Genomic DNA, 21,946 nt, shown 5'->3' on the forward strand with positions numbered 1-21,946 from the left:
ACAAGCGGATGACCGCGTGACCGTATCCACCCTCGCATTTGTCTTCCCCGGTCAGGGCTCGCAGTCCGTGGGCATGCTGGCCGAGCTGGCCGAGCTGCACCCGCAGGTGCGTGAAGCCTTCACCGAAGCATCCGATGGTGCCGGCGTCGACCTGTGGGCGCTGTCCCAGGGTGGCCCGGAGGAAATGCTCAACCGTACCGAATACACCCAGCCGGCCCTGCTGGCGGCGAGCATCGGCGCGTGGCGCGCCTGGAACTCCATCGGGGGTCCGCGTCCGTCGGTGCTGGCCGGCCACAGCCTGGGCGAATACACCGCCCTGGTCGCTGCTGGCGCGCTGAGCCTGCATGACGGTGCGCACCTGGTGCGCCTGCGCGGCCAGCTGATGCAGGAAGCCGCGCCGGCCGGCGTCGGTGCCATGGCCGCCGTGCTCGGTGCTGAAGACCAGCTGGTGCTGGACGTCTGCGCCGAAGCCGCTGGGAGCCAGGTCGTGGTGCCGGCCAACTTCAACTCGCCGGGCCAGATCGTCATCGGTGGCGACGCGGCTGCGGTCGACCGCGCGCTGGCGCTGCTGGCCGAAAAGGGCGTGCGCAAGGCCGTGAAGCTGGCCGTCAGCGTGCCCTCGCACACCCCGCTGATGCGCGAAGCCGCCAATCGCCTGGCCGAAGTGATGGCCGGCCTGTCCTGGCAGGCGCCGCAGCTGCCGGTGGTGCAGAACGTCGATGCCAAGGTGCACGACGGCGTCGACGCCATCCGTGCCGCGCTGGTGCAGCAGCTGTACCAGCCGGTGCAGTGGACCGGTTGCGTGCAGGCCCTGGCCGCCCGTGGCATCACCCAGATCGCCGAATGCGGTCCGGGCAAGGTGCTTACCGGCCTGGTCAAGCGTATCGACAAGACCATCGACGGCCGTTCCCTGGCCACCCCGGGCGACTTCGAAGGCGCCCGCGAGGCGTGGTCGGCTTGATCCCCCTGTTCCTGCCGACCGTGCCGGTGGCCGCTGCAAGCGGCACGGGCGCGGTCGCTGCCCACGTCTGAGGACAACATCATGAGCAAGCCCCTGCAGGGTGAAATCGCACTGGTCACTGGCGCCAGCCGTGGCATTGGTGCCGCCATCGCCGATCTGCTGGCCGCCCAGGGCGCCACCGTCATCGGCACCGCCACCACCGAATCCGGCGCTGCCGCGATCGGCGAACGCCTGGCCGCCCACGGCGGCCACGGCCGCGCGCTGAACGTCACCGACGCCGCCGCGCTGGACAGCGTGCTGGACGGCATCGCCAAGGAATTCGGCGCGATCTCGATCCTGGTCAACAACGCCGGCATCACCCGCGACAACCTGCTGATGCGCATGAAGGAAGACGATTGGGCGTCGATCATCGACACCAACCTGACCAGCGTGTTCCGCACCAGCAAGGCCGTCATGCGCGGCATGATGAAGGCGCGCAAGGGCCGCATCATCAACATCGCATCGGTGGTGGGCGTGACCGGCAATGCCGGCCAGGCCAACTACGCCGCTGCCAAGGCCGGCATCATCGGTTTCAGCAAGTCGCTGGCCAAGGAAATCGGCTCGCGCGGCGTCACCGTCAATGTCGTCGCCCCCGGCTTCATCGATACCGACATGACCAAGGCGCTGCCGGAAGAAGCCCGCACCGCCCTGATCAACGATATCGCCCTCGAACGCCTCGGTTCGCCGGAAGACATCGCCCATGCGGTGGCCTTCCTGGCCAGCCCGGCGGCCGGCTACATCACCGGCGAAACCCTCCATGTGAACGGCGGCATGTACATGCCGTAAGCAAGGGGCGCATGGATTGCGCCGCAAGTGGTTGATCTGCTGGGTTTTTTGCATGCATGCAAGGCCCCGCCGGTTTCCACTACACTATCCCACGGCCATCGCCATCCGATGGCGATCACTTTTGAACCACTACTCCATCTGGAGCGATACCCCATGAGCACCATCGAAGAACGCGTCAAGAAAATCGTCGTCGAACAGCTTGGCGTCAAGGAAGAAGAAGTCACCAACAGCGCATCGTTCGTCGATGACCTGGGCGCTGACTCGCTGGACACCGTTGAGCTGGTGATGGCCCTGGAAGAAGAGTTCGAGTGCGAGATCCCGGACGAAGAAGCCGAGAAGATCAGCACCGTGCAGGCCGCCATCGACTACATCAAGGCCCACGTCAAGGCCTGATGTCAGACGGCAGTGCGCGCGCGGGTTCCGCTCGCCGCGCACCGCACCCCATGGGGCCGCAGTTGCGGCCCCGTGTGTTTGAGCATCACATCGAAGCAAACCGAGTTGCCCGTTGACATCATCGGGTCAGGAGAATCAGCAATGAAGCGTCGCGTCGTCGTAACCGGCCTGGGTATCGTCTCGCCGTTGGGCAATGATCTGGCCAGCAGCTGGGAAGGCATCACCCATGGTCGTTCGGGCATCGGTCCGCTGACCAACGTTTCTGATGCCTACCTGGATCGGTTCACCACCAAGATTGCAGGTGAGGTCAAAGGCTTTGACATCACCGCCGACAACGAACTGTTCGGCAAGTACCGGGTCAGCGGCAAGGATGCCAAGAAGATGGACCCGTTCATCCATTACGGCCTCGGTGCCTCCTTCATGGCCCTGCACGATGCGGGCCTGGACATCACCGAAGCCAATGCCGAGCGCATCGGCGCCATCGTCGGCGCCGGCATCGGCGGCCTGCTGGGTATCGAAGAGCAGACCATCGATTTCCACGAGGGCAAGAAGATCTCGCCCTTCTACGTGCCCAAGACCATCATCAACATGCTGCCGGGCCAGCTGAGCATCATCACCGGCCTGAAGGGTCCGTCGTTCTCGGCGGTCTCGGCGTGCGCGACCTCGAACCATTCGATCGGTACTGCGATGCGCATGATCCAGTACGGCGATGCCGACGTGATGGTGGCCGGTGGCGCCGAGCGCGGTTCCTCGCCGACCGCCCTGGGCGGCTTCTGCGCGATGAAGGCCATGAGCACCCGCAATGATGCCCCGGAACAGGCCTCGCGCCCGTGGGACAAGGACCGCGACGGCTTCGTGCTGGGTGACGGCGCCGGCATCCTGGTGCTGGAAGAGTACGAGCACGCCAAGGCGCGTGGCGCGAAGATCTACTGTGAGCTTGCCGGCTTCGGCGCCAGCTCTGACGCGTACCACATGACCGCCCCGGCCGAGAACGGCGAAGGCGCGGCGCGTTGCATGACCATGGCGCTGAAGGACGCCGGCGTGACCCCGGACCAGGTCGGTTACCTCAACGCACACGGCACCTCCACGCCGCTGGGCGACCTGGGCGAAACCATGGCCATGAAGACCGCCTTCGGCGACCATGCCTACAAGATGATGGTCAGCTCCACCAAGTCGATGACCGGCCACCTGCTGGGTGCCGCCGGCGGCGTGGAAGCGATCTTCTCGGTGATGGCGCTGCAGGACAACATCATTCCGCCGACCATCAACCTGGAACAGCCGGGCGAAGGCTGCGACCTGGACTACGTGCCCAACGAAGCACGCCAGGCCAAGGTGGACGTGGTGATGTCCAACGGCTTCGGCTTCGGCGGCACCAACGGCACGCTGATCTTCAAGCGCGTCTGACCGGTGAGGTAGAGTCGACCGTTGGTCGACTGCCTTTCGATCCGCCGCAATGATCGCTGATGGGAAAGCAGTCGACTGACAGTCGACTCTACCTGTCGGCATCCGGAGCAACACGGAGCCGCCGCAAGGCGGCTTCCGTGCATCTGAACCCCCGAACTGGCCGCCATGACCCACGCCCCGCTGATCCACCCGCTGCCGCACCCGATCGACCTGCTGGCCCTGCAGCAGCACGACCCGGCGCGCTTCCCGCTGCTGATGGAATCCACCGCCTCGGGCACCGCCCAGGGCCGCTGGAGCCTGCTGCTGGCCGCGCAGGGCGACTGCCTGCGGCTGGACGCTGACGGCCAAGTGCGCGACCAGCACGACGTCGTGCAGCCGGGCAGCTTCCTGCAGGTGCTGGACCGCGCCTGGCAGGCCGTGCGCCTGCCGCATGACGGCAGCCACAGCCTGCCGTTCCGCGGTGGCTGGGCGCTGATGCTCGATTACGAAGTGGCCAGCCAGATCGAAACCGTGCTGCCGGCGCGCGCACGCGATGACGGCCGCCCGACCGCGCTGGCCCTGCGCTGCCCGGCCGCGCTGCTGCACGACCACGAGAACGGTGCCAGCTTCGTCATCGCCGAAGCCGGCGAGCAGGCCCTGCTGGACGCGCTGGTGGCACAGGCCACCGCCGCGCTGCCCGAAGCAGGGCAGGGCTGGCAGCCGCCGCAGTCGGTGGGCGAGGACGCGCCGCAGCGCTTCACCGACGGCGTGCGCCGGGTGATCGAGTACCTGCGTGCCGGCGACGTGTTCCAGGTGAACCTGTCGCGGCGCTGGAGCGCGCAGTTCGCCGCGCCGGTCAGCCCGCAGGCGCTGTACGCGCAGTTGCGCCGCGCCAATCCCGCACCGTTCGCCGGCCTGTTCACCGCGCATGGCCGCCACGTGGTCAGCTCCTCGCCGGAGCGGCTGGTGTCGGTGCATGCCGGCCACGCGCAGACCCGGCCGATTGCCGGCACTCGTCCGCGCTTTGAAGGCGACGATGATGCCGCGCGCATCCAGGAGCTGGTCGGCCACCCCAAGGAGCGCGCCGAGCACGTGATGCTGATCGACCTGGAGCGCAACGACCTGGGCCGCATCTGCCTGCCCGGTACTGTGGTCGTCGATGAACTGATGACCGTGGAAAGCTATGCCCACGTGCACCACATCGTCAGCAACGTCAGCGGCCACCTGCGCCCCGAGGTCACCCCGGGCGAAGTGATCGCCGCGACCTTCCCGGGCGGCACCATCACCGGCTGCCCCAAGGTGCGCTGCATGCAGATCATCAGCGAGCTGGAACAGGTGCCACGCGGCGCCTACACCGGCGCCTTCGGCTGGCTGAACCGCGATGGCGACCTGGACCTGAACATCCTCATCCGCACCGCCGAAGTGGACGGGCAGGAAGTGAGCTTCCGCACCGGCGCCGGCATCGTGGTCGACTCGGACCCGGACAAGGAACTGGACGAGACCCGCGCCAAGGCCCGCGGCCTGCTGCGGGCGCTGGGCCAGCAGGGGTAACCGGATCCCCGGTGGGGCCGGTCATGGATTGTGGTGGGTGCCGACCGTTGGTCGGCACGGACGCCTCCACCGGGCATGGCCCGGCGCTACCGACGGTTCATCCACGCATGGCGTGGCTCTACTGGTAGGTGCCGACCGTTGGTCGGCACGCAGACGCCGCCCCGGTCATGACCCCACACCACCCGGCACGGTATCCTGCACGGCGGAATCGCATTCAGAGGTAGTCCATGGCGGGAGCCAAGCGCGGGTGTCTGTTCGTGGTCACGCTGGTGGTGGTGCTGGGCGCCGTCCTCGCCGGCGCGGGCGCGTGGTTCTTCTACCAGCAGGGCCAGTTCGCAGACCGCCACATCACCCCGTCCGCCGAGAGCGTGGTCATCGCCAGCGGCGATGGCATGAACAGCGTGCTGCGCAAGCTGCGCGAGGCCGGCGTGGACGAAGGCCAGGACACCCAGTGGCAGCTGCTGGCCCGCCAGCTGGATGCCGCCGGCAAGCTGAAGGTGGGCGAGTACGCGCTGGACAACAGCCTGACCCCGCGCGAGCTGCTGCTGCGCATGCGTGCCGGCAAGGTGCTGCAGCACCGGGTCACGATTGTCGAGGGCTGGAACATCCGCCAGGTGCGTGCCGCGCTGAAGCGCGCCGAGCCGCTGCTGCACACCACCGATACCCTGGATGACGCCGCGCTGATGCAGCGCCTGGGCTTCGATGGCCAGCATCCGGAAGGCCGCTTCCTGCCGGAGACCTACGTCTACCAGCGCGGCGACAGTGACATGGACGTGCTCAAGCGCGCCCATGCCGCGATGGAAAAGGCGCTGGACGAGGCCTGGGAAAGCCGCGCTGCCGACCTGCCGATCAACAGCCCGTATGAACTGCTGACGATCGCCTCGATCATCGAAAAGGAAACCGCGCTGGCCAGCGAGCGTCCGCAGATTGCCGGGGTGTTCATGCGCCGCCTGAAGATCGGCATGCGCCTGCAGACCGATCCCACCGTCATCTACGGCATCGGTACGGCCTACGACGGCAACATCCGCCGCCGCGACCTGACTACCGATACGCCCTACAACACCTACACCCGTGCGGGCCTGACCCCGACCCCGATCGCCATGCCCAGCCGCGATGCGCTGATGGCCGCCGCACAGCCGGCCGCCGGCGATGCGCTGTACTTCGTCGCCGTGGGCGATGGCAGTGGCGCGCACGTGTTCTCGCCCAGCCTGGACCAGCACAACGCCGCCGTAGCACGCTACCTGCAGCAGCTGCGCCAGCAACGTACCAAGGAGACCCCGGCGCAATGAGTTCCGCGCTGCTTCGCCACCCGCGTTTCGTCAGCCTGGAAGGCGGCGAGGGCGCGGGCAAGACCACCGCCATCAACGCCATCCGCGATTGCCTGCGCCGCCACGGCCACGAGGTCGTGCTGACCCGCGAGCCGGGCGGTACGCCGCTGGCCGAGCGCATCCGCGGCCTGGTGCTGAAGCCCGACGCCGAGATCGCTGCCGAACCGCTCAGTGCCGAAGCCGAGCTGCTGCTGGTGTTCGCCGCACGCGCCCAGCACGTGCGCCAGGTCATCCAGCCGGCACTGCAGCGCGGCGCCTATGTGCTGAGTGATCGCTTCACCGATTCCAGCTACGCCTACCAGGGCGGTGGCCGTGGCCTCGACCCGCAGTGGATTGCCGACCTGGAGCGCCGCGCCGTCGGCCTGCTGCCGGGCCTGACCCTGCTGCTGGATGTGGACGTGGCCGTGGGCCGCGCCCGCGCCAATGGCCGCGACCTGTGGCCGGACCGCATCGAAAGCGAGCAGGACGATTTCTTCGAACGAGTGCGCCAGGTCTTCCGCAGCCGCGCCCAGCAGGATCCGCAGCGCTTCGCCCTGATCGATGCCGGCCAGGTGCAGGAACGCGTGGCCGCCGATGTGGTGGCCAGCGTCGAGCGCTGGCTGCAGGCCGGGGAGGGCGCATGAGCAGCTTCTCACCTTGGCAGCAGCGCGCCTTCGACCAGACCGTGGCCGCGCTGGATGCCGACCGACTGGGCCATGGCCTGCTGATCTGCGGCCCGGCCGGGCTGGGCAAGCATGAAGTGGCGCTGGCCCTGGCCGACCACGTGCTGGCCCGTGGCGATGCCGAGCACGCCACACGCACGCGCCAGCTGATCGCCGCCGGTACCCATCCGGACCTGCAGCTGGTCAGCTTCATTCCGAACAAGAGCGGCGACAAGCTGCGCACCGAGATCGTCATCGAGCAGGTGCGCGAGATCACCAACAAGCTGGCACTGACCCCGCAGTACGGCGTGGCGCAGGTGGTGATCGTCGACCCGGCCGATGCCATCAACCGCTCGGCCGCCAACGCGCTGCTGAAGACCCTGGAAGAACCGCAGCCCGGCCGCTACCTGTGGCTGATCAGCAGCGACCCGGCGCGTCTGCCGCAGACCGTGCGCAGCCGCTGCCAGCGCCTGGAATTCAAGCTGCCGCCGCGCGATGAAGCGATGGCCTGGCTGCAGCAGCAGGGCCACAGCGAAGCGGCCGCGCGCGAAGCGCTGGACGCGGCGCGCGGCCATCCCGGCCAGGCCGACAACTGGCTGCGCGAGGACGGCTTGAGCCTGCGCCGCGACGTCGGCCGCGAGCTGGAACAGCTGGCCGCCGGCAAGACCGGCGCGGTGGAGCTGGCGCAGAAGTGGTGCGGTGATGAAAACGCGGCGCTGCGCCTGCGCTTCGCCGCCGATCTGGCGCTGGCCCAGGCCAGCACCGATGCCTTGACCGCGCCGGACCGATTGCACAAGCTTGCAGCCTGGTTCGATGCTGCCAACCGCACCCGCGACCTGCTGCGCACCACCGTGCGTGCAGACCTTGCGGTGGTCGAGTTGCTGCTGGCCTGGAACAAGGTGAACGAGCGGCCTGCCGCAAGGGGAAATCGATGAGTGCCAGCAACGCCCGCCAGGGCATCCTGTCCCTGGCTGTAAAGGACAAAGCCGCGCTGTACAGCGCGTACATGCCATTCGTGAAGAATGGCGGCATCTTCGTGCCCACGCCCAAGCGCTACTTCCTGGGCGACGAAGTGTTCCTGCTGCTGACCCTGCCCGATTCCAGCGAGCGCCTGCCGGTGGCCGGCAAGGTGATCTGGGTGACCCCGGCCGGCGCACAGGGCAACCGCGTGGCCGGCATCGGCGTGCAGTTGGCCGACGGCCAGGAAGGCGAGAACGTGCGCCACAAGATCGAGACCCTGCTGGCCGGCCTGACCAGCTCGGACAAGCCGACGCACACGATGTGAGGTAGCGCCGGGCCATGCCCGGCGACGCCCCTCGAAACACCCGTGAACCGCTGTCCAGTAGAGCCGAGCCATGCTCGGCTGCAGGCCTCGAAAAGGCCCGTGAACAGAAATGTGAAAAACTGTTGACGGCCTCTGAAAAGCCCCTATAATGAGCGGCTCAGCAACACACCGGGCGGTTAGCTCAGCGGTAGAGCATTGCCTTCACACGGCAAGGGTCACAGGTTCGATCCCTGTACCGCCCACCATGTTGCAGAACGAAAGAAGCCTCCAGCAATGGGGGCTTTTTTGTTGCCCGCGATTCCGTACAGATGCCGTATTGGCGCATCGTCATGCGGAACCTGCCAGACAGTGGTTTGCCTCGCGCACCAGTTGCCGCGCCGCCACGATCAAACCATCGGTGTGGAAGTTGCCCAACTGTTCCTCCGGCACACCTTCGACGCGCGCACGGTCTGCGGCCTGCAGAAGATCGAGCAGCGCGCTGAGCCCCGCCAGCGAGCGACTGAGTGATGCGTGATTGCCGGCGCCGAGCCGGCGGGCGTGACATGGCTGACCATCTGCACCATCACCTTTGCGAATGGCATCGAGACAGGCGAAGAACGTGGGTGCCTGCACGGGCAGATTCTGTTCTTTCAATGCGCACTCGATCTCACGCGCGAGGTCTTCGGGCACGTCCTTGGCGATGTCGCCGATGAGGGCGTGCAGGCGTGGGTGGGATGCGGTTCGATTGCTCATGGCGAAACCCTCACTGGCGTAGAGCCACCTTCGGAAGCGAAGGTGGCGGACGGTGCGGGTTGGCGTACCAAGGCAGAAAAGCTCACAGGGAGAAAAGGCCTGGCGGATCCTGCGATCCCCACGCACCGCCCGCCATTGAAGGCAGTCGGTGCATTCTCTTTGCTGCGACCAAGATCGCAACTTCCTGTGAGCCTATTCGTTTATTCGAGACGCCAATCCCGACCAAGGCAATCTGCCTTGGCGAGGCGATCATCGATTCGCGCAAACACGGAAGTCAGTGAGGAAAGTTGCAACAACGTTAGCCACGACGGTGTACCAGCATCCATGGCGTAGCCAGCCGCGCTACCTGAACCAAGCCGTGCAATTACACGGCCCCGGCAGGTGGCAATCACGTCACCCGGCGCAGCCCCGGGCGAACGTGCCATGGATGAAAGCAGACGTTCCATCCATGCGCTGTGTCGCCGATCCCGGCAGGCGTAGTCTCGGCCCACGGTTGTCCCCTCTGGCTCTGGAGTCCCATCATGCCGCTCGCCCGTATCGATCTTCGCAAAGGTAAATCCGCCGATTATCTGCAGCGCGTGGGGGAGGCCATCTACCAGGCCCTGCGCGCGGTGGGTGTTCCGGAAAACGACCGCTTCCAGGTCTTCCAGGAACACGAGGCCGGCACCCTCGTCTTCGACCCCGGCTACCTGGGCGTGGCCCGCACCGATGACTTCATCTGCGTGCAGATCACCTGGAGCGAGGGGCGCACGCAGGAGCAGAAGAAGGCGCTCTACCTCGGCATTGCCAATGGCCTGCATGAGGCGGTGGGCGTCCGCCGCGAGGACGTGTTCATCAATCTGGTGGAAGTGAAGCCGGAGAACTGGTCGTTCGGGAATGGCGTGGCGCAGTACGTGAGTTGATTTGCCACGAGCAAGAGCATCCACGCATGGCGTGGATCTACTGGATTCGCCGCGGATCAGTCGTTGGTGGGGTAGCGCGTCCACGCCGAGGGGGCGATTTCATCGGCGTGGCCCGAGTCTGGTCCCTGCGTCACCGTGTCGCAGGGGCAAAACCCTGAACGTGGTCCAGGGTTGGCCGCCGCGCCGTAGAATGGGCGGGTGCGTCGCCCCCGATTCCACCGCCGGTTCCAGACCCTGGCATGGCTTGCCATGCTGCTGGTGCTGCTTGCCCCGCTGGTGAGCCGCTGGATGGCCCATGGGCCGGCGCCAGCCGTCGCGCCCGTGATGGCGGACATGGATCATGGCGCGATGGATCACGGCGCCATGGATCACGGCGCCATGGACCACGGCGCGCACGCCGAACACGCGCAGCACGCGATGGAAGGGCACCACGACCACCACGCGATGGCGATGGCGCACGGCGAGACCGCCGCCAAGCCGGCGGTCGATCCACACGCCGAGCATGAAATGGGCGTGGACTGCGAGTACTGCCTGATCGCGGCACGCCTGATCACCTTGCTGGTGGCGGCGTTCCTGCTGCTGGTGCCTTTGGCGCCGGTGTGCCGGGCATTGGCGGGATCTGTCAGAGCGCTGCCCTCGCGGCTGCGCGGAACACTGGGCGCGCGTGGGCCGCCGCTGGCGTTCGCTGGCTAAGCCGCGCACGCGAAAGCCGCCGGGCATGGCCCGGCGCTACCGATCTGGTTGAGGCCGCCGGGCATGGTCCGGTGATATCGATCTGGTTGAAGACGCCGGGCATGGTCCGGTGTTATCGATCTGGTTGAGGCCGCCGGGCATGGCCCGGCGCTACCGATTCGGTTGAAGCTGCCGGGTATGACCCGGTGCACTCGCGTGCGACTTTCTTTCTGCTGCTCCCATTGATGGGGCGGCATTGCATGCCGTGGAAACATGAAAACGAACCCGAACGTCGTTGCCCTGCGCTGGGCGACGCTGCCGGCGCTGTGCGCCTGCGCCCTGTACACCGCACCGGCCCGCGCCGATGCCGCAGACCCCACCACCCTGGACACCGTGCGCGTGGTCGATACCCGCCATGGCGAACTGTCGGCCGTGCCCAGCGCGGGCTCCGCTCTTGGCCTGAGCGTGCTGCAGACGCCGGCCGCACTCACCGTCATCGACCGCGACCAGCTGGAACAGCGCGGCGACAGCAACCTCAACGATGCGATCAGCCGCGCGGGTGCGATCACTGCGATGCCGCACCCGGGCAACGGCCTCAGCGCGCTGTCCAGCCGCGGCTTCACCGATGGCGCGTCGGTGATGCGCCTGTACGACGGCCTGCGCCAGTACGGCGGGGTAGGCGTCACTTTCCCGTTCGATACCTGGTCCATCGAGCGCATCGAAGTGCTGCGCGGCCCGGCTTCGGTCATCCATGGCGACGGTGCCATTGGCGGGGTCATCAACATCGTGCCGAAGAAGCCGACGCGCGGTGCCATCGAGAACGAGATCAGCGTGACCGTGGGCAGCGAGGACACCGCGCGCCTGGGCTTCGGCAGCGGTGGTGCGCTGACGCCGGAGCTGGCCTACCGCGTGGACGTGAGCGGCAATTACAGCGGTGGTTGGGTCGATCGCGGCCGCAACAACGATGCGACGTTCTCCGGCGCGCTGCTGTGGCAGCCGCGCACGGACCTGCAGCTGACCCTGACCCATGCGCAGGGCTACCAGCAGCCGATGCGCTACTTCGGCACGCCGCTGGTGGATGGTCAGCAGCTGGATGCGCTGCGTCATCGCAACTACAACGTGGCCGACAGCGAGATCCGCTTCCGCGACCGCTGGACCCAGCTGGATGCGCTGTGGACGCCGACCGCGAACGTCGAATGGCGCACGCGTGTCTATCAGATCGACAGCCAGCGCGACTGGCGCAATGCCGAGGCCTATGTCTACAACGATGCGACGGGCCTGATTGATCGCTCGGACAACACGCAGATCACCCACAACCAGGACCAGACCGGGCTGACCTCGACGCTGCGCGTGCAGGGGCAGGTGGGCGGGCTGGCCAACAGCTTCGCGGTGGGCCTGGATGCCAACCGCGCGCACTTCAAGCACACCAACAACATCTACGCAGGCAGCTCCGGGCCGGTCGATCCGTTTCATCCGGTGCCGGGCGAGTTCGCCAGCGATGCGCCGAACCTGCCGCGCTACCGCAACAGTGCCGAGCAGTACGCGTTGTTTGCCGAAGACCACCTGACGCTGAGTGAACGCTGGTCGGTGCTGGGTGGGCTGCGCCATGACCGCGCCACCATCGACCGCACCGATCTGATCAGCGGCGCGGCAGCGTTCTCCAAGACCTACAGCAGCACCGGCTGGCGCGCGGGCACGGTATTCGCGCTGCGGCCGACTTTGAGCCTCTACGCGCAGTATTCGCAGGCGGCCGATCCGGTCAGTGGCCTGCTGATGATCAGCCCGGCCAACGGTGCGTTCGACCCGGCCAAGGGCCGGCAGTTCGAGGTGGGCATGAAGCAGGCCTTCGATGGCGGCGAGTGGACGCTGGCGGCGTACCGCATCCGCAAGACCGGCCTGCTCAGCCGTGATCCGCTGCAGCCCGATCGCCGCGTGCAGGTGGGCGCGCAGACCTCGCGTGGTATCGAGGCATCGTTGAACTGGGCGTTCGCACCGCACTGGTCGCTGGATGCGAATGCCACGGTGCTGAAGGCCGAATTCGAGGACTTCCTGGAAACCACCGGCTCGCCGGCGGTGGTGGTCTCGCGCGATGGCAACGTGCCGCCGAACGTGGCCGAGCGGATGGCCAACGTGTGGCTGAGCTGGCAGTTCCTGCCGGACTGGACCGTGGCCGGTGGCGCGCGCTATGTCGGCAAGCGTTATGCGGACAACGCCAACACGCTGGAACTGCCGGGCTACAGCACCACCGACCTGGCCCTGACCTGGCAGGCGGCGCCGCGCACGCGGGTGAGCGCGCGTTTGTTCAATGTGTTCGACAAGGCGTACTACGCGACGGCGTACTACACCAGCACGCAGTGGCTGCTGGGCGCGGACCGCCGCGTCGAGTTCACCGTCGACCATCGCTTCTGAGGATGTAGCTGATGTCGCTGCGATCCACCGCCAAGCGCTGGACCTACCTGCTGCACCGATGGCTGGGCATCGGTGGCTGCCTGTTAATGCTGCTGTGGTTCGTCAGCGGCATGGTGATGCTGTTCATCGGCTACCCGAAGTTGACCCCGGGCGAGCGGCTGGCCGCGTTGCCGGTGCTTGATGGCACACGTGTGCCGCAGGGCCTGCCGGTGCTGCCCAAGGCGGTGCAGGCCGAGCCGGAAAGCGTGGCGTTGACCACGCTGCGCGGCGAGCCGGCCTACGTGGTGCGCAGCGGTACCCAAGTTGGCGCGTGGTCGGCAGAGACCGGCCACGCGCTGCTGCCGGTGTCTGCGCAGCGCGCCGAACTGTCGGCGGCGACGTTTGCTGGTGGCCCGGCGTTCCCGGGTGCGGTGCGCGTGGACGAGGATCGCTGGACGCATTCGCGTGGGCTGGACGCGCATCGGCCGCTGTACAAGGTGGAGGTGGGCGGCCGCCAGCCCGGCAGCCTGTACGTTTCCTCGCGCACCGGCGAAGTGGTGCTGGATGCGCCGTACCACCAGCAGCGCTGGAACTACGTCGGTGCGTGGCTGCACTGGCTGTACTTCCTGCGCATGCAGTCGGTGGACCCGGTGTGGACGTGGGTGGTGATCGTGCTGTCCGCGCTGTGCACGGTGGCGGCCATCAGCGGCATCGTGGTGGGCGTGTGGCGCTGGCGCTTCCGTGGCCGCTACCGCTCGGGTGCGAAGACGCCCTACGTGGAGCCATGGATGCGCTGGCATCATCTGGTCGGCCTGATGGCCTGCGCCTTCGTGTTCACCTGGATCTTCAGCGGGCTGATGTCGATGAACCCGCTGCAGGTGTTCAGCACTACGGCAGGTGCCGTGGATGCCGCGCGCTATCGCGGTGCGACGGTGGCGCTGGATACCGCCGTGGCGCAGCCGCAGGCCTTGCTCGCGGCAGCGTCGAGCGAAGGCTTCGCACCGGTGGAAATCCAATGGCGTCGTATCGGCGGTGAGCTGTTCGCGGTGCTGCTGGACGGGCAGGGCGGTACCCGCATCGTTTCGCAGGCAGAGGGGCAGCTGCGGGTCGCCCAGACCCTGCCGACCGCGTGGCTGCAGCAGCACGCGCAGGTGATGGGTTCGGCGCCACTGCGTGGGTTCTCGATCCTGCGCACGCCCGATGCGTACTTCTACCCGCGCGCCCCCGAGGCGATGAACGGTGCGGCCGTGCGGCGCTTCCCGGTGGCAGTGGCTGATTTCGGCGATGCGCACGCCACGCGTGTGTACTTCGATCTGGCGACCGGCGATCCGCTGCTGACCCTGGGCCATCGCGAGCGGGTCGGCCGTTGGCTGTTCTACTTCCTGCACAGCTGGGACCTGCCGGGCATGCTGCGGCAGGAGAACACGCGGCTGGGCGTGCTGCTGCTGTTGAGCGTGGCGGGTGCGGGGCTGTGCGCCACCGGTGTGGTGATCGGCTACCGTCGCCTGCGGATGAAGTTGCGGCGCCGTCGACACTGACTTCGGCTGTGCTTTGTACACAGCACGGCTGGACTGCCGGTGAACCTCACGGCGCGGCCGCTTACGGAAGACCCCGTTTGCCCGGCATCATGTCGGGCAACCGTGACATGGAAATCCAGATGTCCCCCAGCATCCACCGCGCGCTGCGCATCACCGGCGACCAGTACGCCGGCCAGAAAGTGGTCGACCAGCAGTTCCACGGATGTGACTTTTCCGGTGCCGACCTGACTGCCACCGAGTTCGTGAACTGCAGCTTCTATGACGCCGAAAGCCGCACCGGCTGCCGCTTCAATGGCGCCACGCTGAAGGAAGCCAGCTTCCGCAGCTGCGACATCAGCATGTGCCACTTCAACTTCATCAAGGCGCTGGGCCTGGAAATCAGCGAGTGCCGCGCGCAGGGCGCCGATTTCAGCAACGCCAGCTTCATGAACCAGATCACCACGCGCACCTGGTTCTGCAGTGCCTTCATCAAGAAATCGAACCTGCGCTACGCCAACTTCTCGCGGGTGACGCTGGAGAAGTGCGAGCTGTGGGAAAACCGCTGGGACGGTGCCAACCTCAGCGGCGCGAGTTTCGCCGGTTCGGATCTGTCGGCCGGCCAGTTCGAGGGCATCGACTGGAGCAGTGCCAACTTCACCGATTGCGACCTGACCGGCTCGGAGCTGGGTGACCTGGACCTGCGCGTGGTCAACCTGCGTGGCGCACGGCTGGATGTGCAGCAGGTGGCGCTGTTGACGCAACGCATCGGCATCACCGTGGTGCCGTAGAGTCGAGCTTGCTTGACTGATCCGCGAACAGCAGTCGAGCAAGCTCGACTCTACGATGCGTACGCCACCCACCCCTTGAAACTGAAGCCGGCGTAGAACAGCTCCACGCCCTCGAAACCGGCCTGCTGCAGCAGCGCCACTTCCTGTTCGGGGGACTGCAGCGGCAACCGCTCGATCATGACCTCGATGGTGCGCTGTGCATCGGCGTGCGCCACACCCGACGCCTCGGCAAAGGCGACGTAGCGCTGCAGCCAGCGGCGCTTGCCCGCATCGTCGGCCGGTACGCTGTGGTGGGCCACCACCAGCGGTGCACCCGGGCGCAGGCGGCGGTGCAGCTCGCGCAGCGTGTGCAGGCGCTGGCTGGCATCGAGGAAGTGCAGGGTCAGCAGGCAGCTGGCGCCGTCGAAACGAACGTCCGGCGCATCGTCGATGTAGCCCTCCAGCAGCTCCACCTGCGTCATCAGCGGTCCCAAGATCTGCTTCGCGAGCGCCAGCATCGGCGCGGCCGGATCCACGCCCAGCAGGCGCCACCCCGGATGCGCTTCGGCGAAGGCCTTCAGCTCCAGCCCGCCACCGGCGCCCAGCACCAGCACACGTCCTTCGAGCGGCACATGTTCGGCCAGCAGCAGCTGACTCATCTGCTGCAGTGCCAGGAAGCCCGGCACCTGCCGCAGCGGGCCCTCGGCGTAGCGGGCGACGGCCTGCGGGTCTTCGAAGGTCGACATGGCGTGCGTTCCTGCGGCAGTGGTGACATTCCACTGTAGCGCGCTCGTCAAGCGCTGCTTCAGCGCAGCGCCCGCGCCAGCACCTGCCAGATGCGGGGGGCCTGGCACTGCGACACGTTGAAGCGCACATAGTCGGCCACGCGCTGCGACTGGCTGAAGGCATTGCCCGGCGCCACCACCACGCCTTCGCGCAGGCAGTGCCGGGCCAGCGTGGCGGCATCGCGGCCATCGGGCAGCTGGCACCACAGGAACAAGCCGGCTTCAGGCACCAGCCACGGCGTGATGCCCAGGCGCTGCACCTGACGCAGGGTGTGCTTGCGGGCATCGGCCAGGCGCGCGCGGATGGCCTGCATGTGCCGGCGGTAGCCGCTGTCGGTCAGCGCAATCTGCATCAGGTGCGCGGCCAGGTGGCCGCCGCCGAAGCTGGTGGCCAGTTTCAGGTCGACCAGTGCGTCGATCCAGTCCGCGCGCGCAGCGATGTAGCCACAGCGCGACGCGGCCGAGACGGTCTTGGAGAAGCTGCCCACGTGGATCACCCGTGACAGCCCGTCCAGTGCGGCCAGGCGCGGGGCAGGGCGCAGCTCGAAGTCGGCGAAGATGTCGTCCTCGACGATGGTCATCCCGCTGCGTTCGGCCAGGCCCAGCAGCCGGTGTGCGGTGGCTGCCGACAGCACCGCGCCGGTCGGGTTGTGCAGGCCGGAGTTGGTGATGTACAGCCGCGGCGCGTGCGCCTGCAGGGCCGCCGCGAACGCGTCCAGATCCGGCCCGCTGTGCGTGTACGGCACGCCGATGGCCTGCACCTGGTGCGCCTTCAGCAACGCGTGGTAGTTGAAGTAGCTGGGATCGTCGACCAGCACGCTGTCGCCCGGCTTCAGCAGCAGGCGGCAGACCAGGTCCACCGCATGCGTGCCCGATTCGGCCAGCAGCACCTGGTCCAGCGGCACCTCGATGCCGAGCCCGGCCGCGCGCCGCTGCAGCGACTGGCGCAGCGACGGCAGCCCGAGCGGGCTGGCGTAGTCGGTGAGTGCTGAAGGCTCGGCACGCGCCATCCGACGCAGGCCGCGGCGCAGGCCGTCCTGGTACAGCCACTCGCTGGGCATCCAGCCGCAGCCGGGCTTGAGGTGTTCGGCCGGCGTTTCCAGCGATTGCCGCGACACCCATAGCGGATCCACCGCGCGATCCTGGCGTGGCTCGATCGCCGCCAGGGCCAGCGGCGGCAGCGGCCCGGCCACGTAGAACCCCGAGCCGGCGCGCGCGGCGATCACGCCTTCGGCCGCCAGCCGCTCGTAGGCCTCGACCACGGTGGACACCGAAACGCCCATGGTCGCCGCCTGTGCGCGCACCGAGGGCAGGCGCGCGCCGGGTCCATCCTGGCGTGCGGCGATGCGCGTGCGCACGGCATGGATGACGCTGTCGATACGGCTGGGGGATCGGGACATGGCGGCGACTGTGTGGGAAGTGTGACCAGTACAGTTACTTGCGACTGTACTGGATTGTAGCTGGGTGCAGGCGTGCGGCAATGGCCCAATGGCTGCCCGGGCCGGATGTGGCCCATCGCAACGGATATCGGCGTGGAACGGTCGGCACGTGGGTGGATCAACGGCTTCATCGGTGTGGTGATCTTTGCCGGCTCGCTGCCGGCCACGCGCTTGGCGGTGCTGGAGCTGGATGCCGGCTTCGTCACCGCCGCGCGCGCCAGCATCGCCGCCGTGCTCGGCCTGGTCCTGCTGCTGGCCCTGCGGCAGCCACGGCCGGCGCGCGCGGACCTGCCCGGCCTGGCGATGGTCAGCCTGGGCGTGGTGGTGGGTTTCCCGTTGCTGACTGCGCTGGCCCTGCGCCACGCGTCGTCGGCCCACACCATCGTCTTCGTCGGCCTGCTGCCGCTCAGCACCGCGCTGTTCGGCGTGCTGCGCGGTGGTGAGCGGCCACGGCCGGCGTTCTGGCTGTTCTCGCTGTTGGGCAGTGCCTGCGTGGTCGGCTACGCGGCACGCAACGGCATCGAGGCCTCGCTGCAGGCCGATCTGCTGATGCTGGCAGCCATCGTGGTCTGCGGACTCGGTTACGCCGAGGGCGGGCGCCTGGCCCGGCATCTGGGCGGCTGGCAGGTGATCAGCTGGGCGCTGCTGCTGGCGTTGCCGGTGATGCTGCCGCTGACGGTGGTGATGCGCCCGGCCTCTTTGGGAGCCATCGGCGCACCGGCCTGGTGGGCACTGGGCTACGTGGCGGTATTCAGCATGCTGGTCGGCTTCCTGTTCTGGTACCGCGGGCTGGCCCAGGGCGGCATTGCGGCCGTCGGCCAGCTGCAGCTGCTGCAGCCGTTCTTCGGCCTGGCGCTGGCGGCGCTGCTGCTGCATGAAACGGTCAGCGCCGGCATGCTGCTGGTGACCCTGGCGGCAGTGGCCTGCGTGGCGGGAGCGCGCCGCTTTAGTCGATGACCGCGGCGGTCCCTTGGCACGCTGTGTGTCGGCCTGCGATGTCGATTTTGGCCCGCCATGGGCAATAATGCGGTCTCTACCAGGGCATGGATCGCGATGTAGATGACGGTTTCCGGATCGCCTGCCGACGATGGCGTCACCACGCTGCTGAAGCGCTGGAGCACGGGCAACGATCTGTCCGCGCGCGATCGCCTGCTGCAGATGCTGTACGCACAGCTGCGTGGCATGGCCGCGGTGCGGCTGAGCGGTGATTCGCCCGGCCTGCTGCAGCCGACCATGCTGGTGAACGAGGCGCTGATGCGCATGCTCGACCCCGGCACCGCCTACAACGATCGTGTGCACTTCCTGGCCTTGGCGGCGCTGAAGATGCGCAGCGTCATGGTCGACCACGCACGTGCGATGGGTGCGGCCAAACGTGGTGGCGACCAGCTGCATCTCACCCTGGAACACGCGGACCGCGAAGGCGTGGACGACCAGGATGCCGTGGACGTGCTGGCCCTCGATGCGGCACTGCTGGCCTTGGCCGATGTCGATGCACGCGCCAGTTCCACGATCGAGTGGATGTACTTCGGCGGCATGCGCCGCGAGGAAATCGCCGCGGCACAGGGCGTCTCGGTGCCGACCGTCGATCGCGACCTGCGCTTCGCCAAGGCCTGGCTCAAGCGCCACCTGGGTGGCATGCCTTCACGGGATGACGGTGTATGAACGACGCGGTGGACTGGGGCGCGGTCCGCGCGCTGTTCGATTCGGTCTGCGAACTGCCTGAGCCCCTGTGGGAGAGCGAGCTGCATGCCCTGACCGGCGACCCTGCGCTGGTGCACGAGACACTGGCCCTGCTGCGCGCACAGACCCAGGCACTGGGCGGCATGCAGGGTTCGATTGACAAGGTGCTCGCCTCGCTGGATGCAGATGACATCCAGGTGGGGCAGCTGATCGGGCCTTGGCGGCTGGTGCGGCTGCTCGCGGCCGGCGGCATGGGCCGGGTCTTCCTGGCCGAGCGTGCCGACCAGCTGTATCGCCGCCAGGTGGCGATCAAGGTGATGCGCCGCAGCCTGGATCCCGCGCTGGCGGAGCGGCTGCAGGCGGAGAGCCAGATCCTGGCCGACCTGCAGCACCCCAATATCGCCCACCTCTATGACGTGGGCCGTGCGGGCGCCGACCAGCCCTACCTGGTGATGGAATTCATCGATGGGCAGCGCCTGGATGAGGCCTGCCGCTCGCCGGACATCACCCTGACGGGGGTGCTGGGCCTGTTCTGCAAGGTCTGCCGCGCGGTGCAGGCCGCACACGCGCAGGGCGTGATCCACTGCGACATCAAGCCGGCCAACGTGCTGGTGCGCAGCGATGACGAGCCGGTGCTGCTGGATTTCGGCATCTCGCGGTTGATGAGTGACGGCAGCAGCGAGGTGGGCGCCTACGCCACGCCGCGCTACACCAGTCCGGAGCGGCGCTCGGGACGCCCGGCGGCGGTGGCCGATGACATCTACAGCCTCGGGGTGATGCTCGACGAACTGCTGGCGCTGGGTGGGCCGGCCGTGCGCCTGGATGGCGACCTGATGGCCGTGGCCGCGCGCGCGCGCGCGCCGGTCGCCGCCGATCGTTACGCATCGGTGGATGCGCTGGCCGAAGACGTGATCCGTTTCCAGCAGCATCGCCCGGTGCGTGCGCTGCGCCCCAGCCGCGTGCGGCGCGCACGGCTGTTCCTGCGCCGGCAATGGCGCGCCTGCGCCGTGGCGGCCTGTGCGCTGCTGATGGCGGTGGGCTTCGTGCAGCGCATCGGCGATGCCCGCGCCCGCGCCGAAGAGAACGCGGCGGCCGCCTCCGGCATCGCCGATCTGCTGGTGGCAGCGTTCGATTCGGCGGAGCCGGGCATCCGCGGTGACCGCCCGATGACGGCGCGCGAGGTCCTCGATCTCGGTGCGCTGCGGATCGACCAGGACATGTCCGCCTCGCCGCTGGTGCGTGCGCGGCTGCAGGCCGCACTCGGCCGCGCCTACCGCAACCTGGGCCAGCCGCGCGAAGCCGGCGCGCTGCTGCAGAGCGCCGTGCTTGGCCTGCGTGACGCCGCTGCGCCACCGCACGAGATTGCCGCGGCTGAGGCGGCCCGCGCCCTGCTGCAGGTGGAGGACGGCCAGCAGGATGCCGCGCTGCAGGGAGCACGCCGCGGGCTGGCGCTGCTGGAGGACGACGATGAACCCGGCGTGCGCATCGACCTGCTCAATGCCGTGGGGCGCGCCCACGCCAGCCGCGAGGATTTCGATGAAGCCGCCGCTGCCTATGCAGAAGCGCTGGCGCTCGCCCGGCACGGCACCGGCGTGGCATCCGACGCTGGCCTGATGACCACGCTGTCCAACCTGGGCACGCTGTACCGGGCGCAGGGCAAGCTGCCGCTGTCCGAGCAGACGCTGCGCGAAGCTGCCGCCATCGGTGGCGTTGCGTCGCCCCTGCATGGGCCGGCCCGCCTGCGTGTGCTGCGATCGCTGGTCTACACGCTGCTGGCGCAGGGGCGTGCCGACGAGGCGATGCGCCTGGCCGAAGAGACCTTCGCCATCACCCGCCAGCTGTTCGGTACCGGCAGCAGCTACACGGCTGCGGCCGAAGCGGCGCTGGCCGGCCAGTACCTCGATCTGGGCCGCTACAGCGAATCGCAGCAGCACTTCGATGCGGCCATCGCCACCAGCGTCCGCGTGGACGGTGCCGACAGCCTGGCCTACGCCGACATGATCTACGGCCGGGCGATCATGGAGGAGGCGCGCGGTGACCTCGCCACGGCCGAGCGGGGCTACCGGCAGACGCTGGCGCTGCACCAGCGCCTGCTGGGCAACCAGCATCCGCGCAGCCTGGACGTGCAGATGGTGTTGGCACGGCTGCTGATGCGCGCCGACCGCACCGACGATGCCGAGCCGCTGCTCCGCGAAGTCGGCGAGGTGTGGCGGCGGACCCTGGCGGCCGATTCACAGCAGCTGGTGATGCTGGAACTGGTGGAGCTGGAGTGGCTGACCCGCGCCGGACGCATCGCCGAGGCGCGCGAAGCGCTGGCCGCGTTCGATCGACGCAATCCCTCGCCGGTGCCGAGCCTGGCGCTGCGCCAGCAGATGCAGGCCGCATTGCTGGCCCAGCGCGGTGGCGACCGTGATGCCGCCGCGCGTTGGGCGACCGTGGTGGCCACCTTCGAGGGCTTCTACGGCGCCGATTCCACGGCCACGGCCAAGTGGCGCATTCCCTACGCGGAGAGCCTGCTGCAGGCCGGCGATGTGGCATCGGCAACGGCCCAGCTGCAGCGCGCGCGTCCGCAGCTGGTCGGTCTTTCGCCGCAATCGGAGTTCCTGCTGCGCGCGGCGGCCCTGGATGCGCAGCTGGGCAATGCGAAGGTGGCCGGGGCGCGATAGGTTGCGTGCGGTTTCTCCGGTTGTTCCATGA

At 68.1% G+C, this 21,946-nt stretch carries 20 protein-coding genes and 1 tRNA gene; 18 read left to right on the forward strand and 3 right to left on the reverse strand.

Annotated elements, in window-relative coordinates; genetic code table 11:
- The first annotated feature begins 16 nt into the window (after positions 1 to 16).
- From fabD to ACVOK1_RS08750, 10 genes are all read left to right on the forward strand, one after another.
- Positions 17 to 961 carry an ACP S-malonyltransferase gene (gene fabD / locus ACVOK1_RS08705; RefSeq protein ID WP_481561764.1) on the forward strand — a complete coding sequence of 315 codons (945 nt, stop codon included), beginning with the start codon at positions 17 to 19 and terminating at the stop codon, positions 959 to 961.
- An 81-nt stretch (positions 962 to 1,042) separates the two neighbouring features.
- Positions 1,043 to 1,786: a 3-oxoacyl-ACP reductase FabG gene (fabG, locus tag ACVOK1_RS08710; RefSeq protein ID WP_079220844.1), complete on the forward strand. Its 744-nt coding sequence runs from the start codon at positions 1,043 to 1,045 to the stop codon at positions 1,784 to 1,786.
- Positions 1,787 to 1,939: 153 nt separating this feature from the next.
- Positions 1,940 to 2,179, forward strand: a complete 240-nt coding sequence (gene acpP / locus ACVOK1_RS08715) for an acyl carrier protein (RefSeq protein ID WP_005415509.1) — start codon at positions 1,940 to 1,942, stop codon at positions 2,177 to 2,179.
- A gap of 141 nt (positions 2,180 to 2,320) precedes the next feature.
- A complete protein-coding gene (gene fabF, locus ACVOK1_RS08720) occupies positions 2,321 to 3,583 on the forward strand; it encodes a beta-ketoacyl-ACP synthase II (RefSeq protein ID WP_481561765.1) in 1,263 nt (420 codons plus the stop codon).
- Positions 3,584 to 3,748: 165 nt separating this feature from the next.
- Entirely contained in the window at positions 3,749 to 5,113 is a 1,365-nt protein-coding gene (locus ACVOK1_RS08725; RefSeq protein ID WP_481561766.1) for an aminodeoxychorismate synthase component I, read from the forward strand.
- A gap of 227 nt (positions 5,114 to 5,340) precedes the next feature.
- Positions 5,341 to 6,402 (forward strand): endolytic transglycosylase MltG, encoded by a 1,062-nt coding sequence (gene mltG / locus ACVOK1_RS08730; protein WP_481561768.1) that lies wholly within the window; start codon positions 5,341 to 5,343, stop codon positions 6,400 to 6,402.
- Positions 6,399 to 7,064: a dTMP kinase gene (tmk, locus tag ACVOK1_RS08735; RefSeq protein ID WP_481561769.1), complete on the forward strand. Its 666-nt coding sequence runs from the start codon at positions 6,399 to 6,401 to the stop codon at positions 7,062 to 7,064. The genes mltG and tmk overlap by 4 nt, the downstream gene beginning before the upstream one ends.
- Positions 7,061 to 8,017 carry a DNA polymerase III subunit delta' gene (locus ACVOK1_RS08740; RefSeq protein WP_481561770.1) on the forward strand — a complete coding sequence of 319 codons (957 nt, stop codon included), beginning with the start codon at positions 7,061 to 7,063 and terminating at the stop codon, positions 8,015 to 8,017. Before tmk ends, ACVOK1_RS08740 begins: the two co-directional genes overlap by 4 nt.
- Positions 8,014 to 8,367 (forward strand): PilZ domain-containing protein, encoded by a 354-nt coding sequence (locus tag ACVOK1_RS08745; RefSeq protein WP_079220849.1) that lies wholly within the window; start codon positions 8,014 to 8,016, stop codon positions 8,365 to 8,367. Before ACVOK1_RS08740 ends, ACVOK1_RS08745 begins: the two co-directional genes overlap by 4 nt.
- A gap of 170 nt (positions 8,368 to 8,537) precedes the next feature.
- Positions 8,538 to 8,612 (forward strand) — tRNA-Val (locus ACVOK1_RS08750).
- Between the two features lie 82 nt (positions 8,613 to 8,694).
- On the opposite strand, the gene ACVOK1_RS08755 is transcribed toward ACVOK1_RS08750, so the two are convergent.
- Positions 8,695 to 9,099 carry a hypothetical protein gene (locus tag ACVOK1_RS08755; RefSeq protein ID WP_481561771.1) on the reverse strand — a complete coding sequence of 135 codons (405 nt, stop codon included), beginning with the start codon at positions 9,097 to 9,099 and terminating at the stop codon, positions 8,695 to 8,697.
- Between the two features lie 521 nt (positions 9,100 to 9,620).
- Here ACVOK1_RS08755 and ACVOK1_RS08760 point away from each other — a divergent pair.
- The 5 genes from ACVOK1_RS08760 (at position 9,621) to smqnr (ending at position 15,366) form a co-directional block, all read left to right on the forward strand.
- On the forward strand, positions 9,621 to 10,001 hold the full coding sequence (locus ACVOK1_RS08760) for a tautomerase family protein (RefSeq protein ID WP_481561772.1): 381 nt from the start codon (positions 9,621 to 9,623) through the stop codon (positions 9,999 to 10,001).
- Positions 10,002 to 10,250: 249 nt separating this feature from the next.
- Complete coding sequence (locus tag ACVOK1_RS08765; RefSeq protein ID WP_481561773.1) at positions 10,251 to 10,694, forward strand: DUF2946 family protein; 444 nt, start codon at positions 10,251 to 10,253, stop codon at positions 10,692 to 10,694.
- Between the two features lie 252 nt (positions 10,695 to 10,946).
- Positions 10,947 to 13,082 carry a TonB-dependent receptor gene (locus tag ACVOK1_RS08770; RefSeq protein WP_481561774.1) on the forward strand — a complete coding sequence of 712 codons (2,136 nt, stop codon included), beginning with the start codon at positions 10,947 to 10,949 and terminating at the stop codon, positions 13,080 to 13,082.
- Positions 13,083 to 13,093: 11 nt separating this feature from the next.
- Positions 13,094 to 14,599 carry a PepSY domain-containing protein gene (locus ACVOK1_RS08775; protein ID WP_481561775.1) on the forward strand — a complete coding sequence of 502 codons (1,506 nt, stop codon included), beginning with the start codon at positions 13,094 to 13,096 and terminating at the stop codon, positions 14,597 to 14,599.
- A gap of 119 nt (positions 14,600 to 14,718) precedes the next feature.
- The gene (smqnr, locus tag ACVOK1_RS08780) at positions 14,719 to 15,366 is read left to right on the forward strand and encodes a SmQnr family pentapeptide repeat protein (RefSeq protein WP_481561776.1); all 648 of its coding nucleotides are present in this window, start codon (positions 14,719 to 14,721) and stop codon (positions 15,364 to 15,366) included.
- Between the two features lie 50 nt (positions 15,367 to 15,416).
- On the opposite strand, the gene ACVOK1_RS08785 is transcribed toward smqnr, so the two are convergent.
- Complete coding sequence (locus ACVOK1_RS08785; protein WP_481561777.1) at positions 15,417 to 16,091, reverse strand: class I SAM-dependent methyltransferase; 675 nt, start codon at positions 16,089 to 16,091, stop codon at positions 15,417 to 15,419.
- Between the two features lie 59 nt (positions 16,092 to 16,150).
- Entirely contained in the window at positions 16,151 to 17,530 is a 1,380-nt protein-coding gene (locus ACVOK1_RS08790; RefSeq protein WP_481561778.1) for an aminotransferase-like domain-containing protein, read from the reverse strand.
- 132 nt (positions 17,531 to 17,662) lie between these two features.
- Here ACVOK1_RS08790 and ACVOK1_RS08795 point away from each other — a divergent pair, with 132 nt between their 5' ends.
- From ACVOK1_RS08795 to ACVOK1_RS08805, 3 genes are all read left to right on the forward strand, one after another.
- Positions 17,663 to 18,526 carry a DMT family transporter gene (locus ACVOK1_RS08795; protein ID WP_481561779.1) on the forward strand — a complete coding sequence of 288 codons (864 nt, stop codon included), beginning with the start codon at positions 17,663 to 17,665 and terminating at the stop codon, positions 18,524 to 18,526.
- 102 nt (positions 18,527 to 18,628) lie between these two features.
- On the forward strand, positions 18,629 to 19,231 hold the full coding sequence (locus ACVOK1_RS08800) for an ECF-type sigma factor (RefSeq protein WP_481561780.1): 603 nt from the start codon (positions 18,629 to 18,631) through the stop codon (positions 19,229 to 19,231).
- Positions 19,228 to 21,915 carry a protein kinase domain-containing protein gene (locus ACVOK1_RS08805; protein WP_481561781.1) on the forward strand — a complete coding sequence of 896 codons (2,688 nt, stop codon included), beginning with the start codon at positions 19,228 to 19,230 and terminating at the stop codon, positions 21,913 to 21,915. Before ACVOK1_RS08800 ends, ACVOK1_RS08805 begins: the two co-directional genes overlap by 4 nt.
- Positions 21,916 to 21,946: the final 31 nt, after the last annotated feature.

The sequence above is a fragment of the Stenotrophomonas sp. STEN087 genome (assembly GCF_056759115.1).

Excerpts from the sequence above, each read along its gene's own strand:
- fabG (WP_079220844.1), top strand. The coding sequence starts at position 1,043 with ATGAGCAAGCCCCTGCAGGGTGAAATCGCACTGGTCACTGGCGCCAGC.
- acpP (WP_005415509.1), top strand. The coding sequence starts at position 1,940 with ATGAGCACCATCGAAGAACGCGTCAAGAAAATCGTCGTCGAACAGCTT.
- fabF (WP_481561765.1), top strand. The coding sequence starts at position 2,321 with ATGAAGCGTCGCGTCGTCGTAACCGGCCTGGGTATCGTCTCGCCGTTG.
- ACVOK1_RS08725 (WP_481561766.1), top strand. The coding sequence starts at position 3,749 with ATGACCCACGCCCCGCTGATCCACCCGCTGCCGCACCCGATCGACCTG.
- mltG (WP_481561768.1), top strand. The coding sequence starts at position 5,341 with ATGGCGGGAGCCAAGCGCGGGTGTCTGTTCGTGGTCACGCTGGTGGTG.
- tmk (WP_481561769.1), top strand. The coding sequence starts at position 6,399 with ATGAGTTCCGCGCTGCTTCGCCACCCGCGTTTCGTCAGCCTGGAAGGC.
- ACVOK1_RS08740 (WP_481561770.1), top strand. The coding sequence starts at position 7,061 with ATGAGCAGCTTCTCACCTTGGCAGCAGCGCGCCTTCGACCAGACCGTG.
- ACVOK1_RS08745 (WP_079220849.1), top strand. The coding sequence starts at position 8,014 with ATGAGTGCCAGCAACGCCCGCCAGGGCATCCTGTCCCTGGCTGTAAAG.
- ACVOK1_RS08755 (WP_481561771.1), bottom strand. The coding sequence starts at position 9,099 with ATGAGCAATCGAACCGCATCCCACCCACGCCTGCACGCCCTCATCGGC.
- ACVOK1_RS08760 (WP_481561772.1), top strand. The coding sequence starts at position 9,621 with ATGCCGCTCGCCCGTATCGATCTTCGCAAAGGTAAATCCGCCGATTAT.
- ACVOK1_RS08765 (WP_481561773.1), top strand. The coding sequence starts at position 10,251 with ATGCTGCTGGTGCTGCTTGCCCCGCTGGTGAGCCGCTGGATGGCCCAT.
- ACVOK1_RS08770 (WP_481561774.1), top strand. The coding sequence starts at position 10,947 with ATGAAAACGAACCCGAACGTCGTTGCCCTGCGCTGGGCGACGCTGCCG.
- ACVOK1_RS08775 (WP_481561775.1), top strand. The coding sequence starts at position 13,094 with ATGTCGCTGCGATCCACCGCCAAGCGCTGGACCTACCTGCTGCACCGA.
- smqnr (WP_481561776.1), top strand. The coding sequence starts at position 14,719 with ATGTCCCCCAGCATCCACCGCGCGCTGCGCATCACCGGCGACCAGTAC.
- ACVOK1_RS08785 (WP_481561777.1), bottom strand. The coding sequence starts at position 16,091 with ATGTCGACCTTCGAAGACCCGCAGGCCGTCGCCCGCTACGCCGAGGGC.
- ACVOK1_RS08790 (WP_481561778.1), bottom strand. The coding sequence starts at position 17,530 with ATGTCCCGATCCCCCAGCCGTATCGACAGCGTCATCCATGCCGTGCGC.
- ACVOK1_RS08800 (WP_481561780.1), top strand. The coding sequence starts at position 18,629 with ATGACGGTTTCCGGATCGCCTGCCGACGATGGCGTCACCACGCTGCTG.
- ACVOK1_RS08805 (WP_481561781.1), top strand. The coding sequence starts at position 19,228 with ATGAACGACGCGGTGGACTGGGGCGCGGTCCGCGCGCTGTTCGATTCG.